Annotated in this window: 3 protein-coding genes and 1 pseudogene; 2 read left to right on the top strand and 2 right to left on the bottom strand. The window is 44.8% G+C overall.

Annotated elements, in window-relative coordinates; translation table 11 throughout:
- Positions 1 to 79: 79 nt before the first annotated feature.
- Positions 80 to 250: a hypothetical protein gene (locus tag GW12_RS15750; RefSeq protein WP_161788372.1), complete on the top strand. Its 171-nt coding sequence runs from the start codon at positions 80 to 82 to the stop codon at positions 248 to 250.
- 75 nt (positions 251 to 325) lie between these two features.
- On the top strand, positions 326 to 2,434 hold the full coding sequence (dnaX, locus tag GW12_RS02790) for a DNA polymerase III subunit gamma/tau (protein WP_034583130.1): 2,109 nt from the start codon (positions 326 to 328) through the stop codon (positions 2,432 to 2,434).
- A gap of 2 nt (positions 2,435 to 2,436) precedes the next feature.
- Here the strand turns inward: dnaX and GW12_RS02785 are convergent, their stop codons facing one another.
- Positions 2,437 to 2,886, bottom strand: coding sequence for a thioesterase family protein (locus GW12_RS02785; protein ID WP_034583128.1), 450 nt, complete (start codon positions 2,884 to 2,886; stop codon positions 2,437 to 2,439).
- A 67-nt stretch (positions 2,887 to 2,953) separates the two neighbouring features.
- Positions 2,954 to 3,090: pseudogene (locus tag GW12_RS15935) on the bottom strand (RNA-guided endonuclease TnpB family protein); the annotation flags it as partial.

Here is a 3,090-nt window from a genome sequence, read left to right as displayed (position 1 = left end):
TTACGGCTAAAGGGATAAAATTGGTGTTCTACTGGTTGCTCTATTTACAGGAGCTCTCATTGTGGGGGAGCTAAAATATATGGAGATTGATAAATTACCAAAAGTGAGTTTTTCAGTAGCTAATAAACAAAATGCGAACTATCAACTTTTAGAATTAGGAAAAACAAATGCTATTCTCATTGAAAGGCATAAAAATGGAACGAATAGCTTTAAGATAGTTGAATTAAATCAAATTGATAAGATTGAATAAAATCTTCTAAACTAACTATTTCATTCACTATTTATCAAAAAAACAGTATGCTTAGACCTGTAAAAAGGAGCATACATGTATCAGGTACTTGCGCGAAAATATCGTCCTCGTAATTTTAATGAATTGGTGGGTCAAAACCATGTTTCTCGTGCCTTAACCAGCGCATTGGAACGTGGCCGTCTGCACCACGCCTATCTGTTTACGGGCACGCGCGGTGTGGGTAAAACGACCATTGCACGTATTCTTGCCAAATGTCTGAACTGTGAAACCGGTGTCACTTCGACCCCATGTGAAGTCTGTGCAACCTGTACTGCGGTGAATGAAGGCCGTTTTATTGACCTGATTGAGATCGATGCGGCATCACGTACCAAGGTGGAAGATACACGTGAACTTTTAGATAATGTTCCGTATGCACCCACCCAAGGACGCTTCAAGGTTTACCTGATTGACGAAGTGCATATGCTTTCTACGCACTCTTTCAATGCCTTGCTCAAGACACTGGAAGAACCGCCTGAACATGTGAAGTTCCTGTTTGCCACGACCGATCCGCAAAAGCTGCCAATTACCGTGATTTCTCGCTGTCTGCAATTTACCTTGCGTCCGCTGGCGGTTGATGAAATTACCGAACATCTGACCAATATCCTGCAAAAAGAAAGTATTCAGGCTGATCAAGATGCTATCTGGCAAATTGCCGAATCTGCTCAAGGTTCTTTGCGTGATGCCTTGTCTCTGACTGATCAGGCGATTGCCTATGGTCAGGGTGCAATCCAGCATCAAGATGTCAAGGATATGCTCGGTCTGATTGACCGGACCATTATCTATGACCTGATTCTGGCTATTCACCAGAACCAGAAAGCCCGTGTCAGTGAACTGTTGCTGCAGTTCCGTCAGCAAGCACTGGATGTTTCACTAGTACTGGATCAGCTGATCTCGACTTTGCATGAGCTGGCACTGTTACAGTACCTGCCAGATTTAAGCTTGAAATATAGTGCTGAGATTAACCAGAAAATCATGCAGTTGTCTGGATTAATTTCACCACAAGATCTGCAGCTGTATTACCAGATTGCCTGTAAGGGGCGTGCTGATCTGCAAATGGCAGTTACGCAGGAGCAGGGCTTTGAAATGACTGTGCTGCGTCTGCTGGCATTCCGTCCATTGCAGCCGAATGAGATCCCAGTTAGTACGGTGCAGGTTCAGCAAGCAGCACCGCAAGTCATTCCGCAGCAAAATACAGCGCCACAATCCAATGTTGTGCCACAGCAGAAACCTACGCCAACACCACAATCAGCTGTTGTAGAAGAATTTCCGCTAGATGATGGCTATGAAGATGAATCGGATTACAGTCCGGCATCTGCACCGTCCGAACCCTCTTCTGATGATTTTCTGGATGAAGAACAACCAGATTCAACTGCAGCACCAGTAGCACAGTCTGAATCGGCACCTGTAGAACAGCCTGTCTCAGATCAGATCGTGTTTGATCCAAGTGTAGAAGATGGCTTGTTTGGTTTTGATGATGTGCCGGTAGAGCCTGCGGCAACTACTGAAGCTAGCAGTGATGATTTCCTGTTAGAAGAATATCTGCCTGAAGAGCAGAATTCAGTACCTGCAGTAGCACAGCCTGAACCCGAGTTTAGCTTGTCTGAATCAGCGACTGAGCAAGAATCTGTTGAAAATACAACAGTTGAAACCCAGCCAGGAGCTGTGGTTCAGGCTGCCACTGTGCAATCTCAAACAGCAAATATTGATCAATCCACAGATCGTAACCTGATGCCGCAGGATATTTTGCAGATTCCAGTACAGGACATGCAGGGTGAGTGGACAGTAGAGAAATGGGAATTCTGGTTCCGTAACAGCCAGCTATCACCAGCAGTACAGGAACTGGCTCAGTACGGCATCATGACCGGCCAAATTGATGGCGAATCGGTCTTCCATATTCCGGAACAGTATCAGCCACTACTGACTCAGTTGCAGCATGTACTTGAACAGGCGATTCAGCAGCAATGGCCGAATACCCATTTCAAAGTCAAATTTGAAGACGTGAATGAACTGACGCCGTATACCTTGCAGCATGAACGCAAAGCACGTGCTTTTAAACGTGCTGAAGAATTATTGCATGCTGAGCCTGCTGTTCAGGACTTGCTTAAAAACTTTGATGGTGAGCTAAAAAATATCCAGCTGAAATAAGTTTAGGCTTGGCAAGCTATACTAAGGAACGGACATAAAGCATCCCGCATTTCATCTGGAATCGGGGTGCTTTTTCGTGTCTGGCGATCGACAAAGACATGTACAAAACTGCCCTGAGCAGCAGCCTGATTCTGACCTTGCCTAAAAATCGCTAAGTCATAGGTCAAGGAGGAAGTCCCCATTCTGGCAATACTGACACCAACTTCAATCACTTCAGGATAAGAAAGCTCCTGATTAAACTGGCAGTTTGAGTTGACGACCAGACCAATCTGTTGTGCCGTATGCGGATTAAAGCCAGCATGTTGAATCAGTAGGGCATTCGCTGCGGTATCAAAATAGCTGTAATAAGTGACATTATTGACATGTCCATATAAGTCATTGTCCGCCCAGCGGGTCTGAATGCTCAGGAAAAATGGATATTGGTCACGGGTTTTAATGGCAGTTTTTGTCATAAAATTTCTTATAAAAAATAATTCTGGTTTCTTAGCTACATAAATTAGGCTTGACATCCTCTCCGACCTAAAGGACGGAGATTCCTCCTGCGAGACGCCCATGTCCGAGCGCAAGAATATTCAGTGCTGAGTTTATATCTCTATCGTGGAATGTACCGAACTCCACACACTGCCATTCTCTTATTCCAAGTCCTGCTCTACCTT

Origin of the sequence: Acinetobacter sp. HR7 (assembly GCF_000773685.1) — a bacterium.
Lineage (GTDB): Bacteria > Pseudomonadota > Gammaproteobacteria > Pseudomonadales > Moraxellaceae > Acinetobacter > Acinetobacter thermotolerans.
Note: the sequence above shows the minus strand (reverse complement) of the source record. Positions and strands in the feature narration are given on the sequence as shown.

Coding starts and splice junctions, on each gene's coding strand:
- GW12_RS15750 (WP_161788372.1), top strand. CDS start 80: ATGGAGATTGATAAATTACCAAAAGTGAGTTTTTCAGTAGCTAATAAA.
- dnaX (WP_034583130.1), top strand. CDS start 326: ATGTATCAGGTACTTGCGCGAAAATATCGTCCTCGTAATTTTAATGAA.
- GW12_RS02785 (WP_034583128.1), bottom strand. CDS start 2,886: ATGACAAAAACTGCCATTAAAACCCGTGACCAATATCCATTTTTCCTG.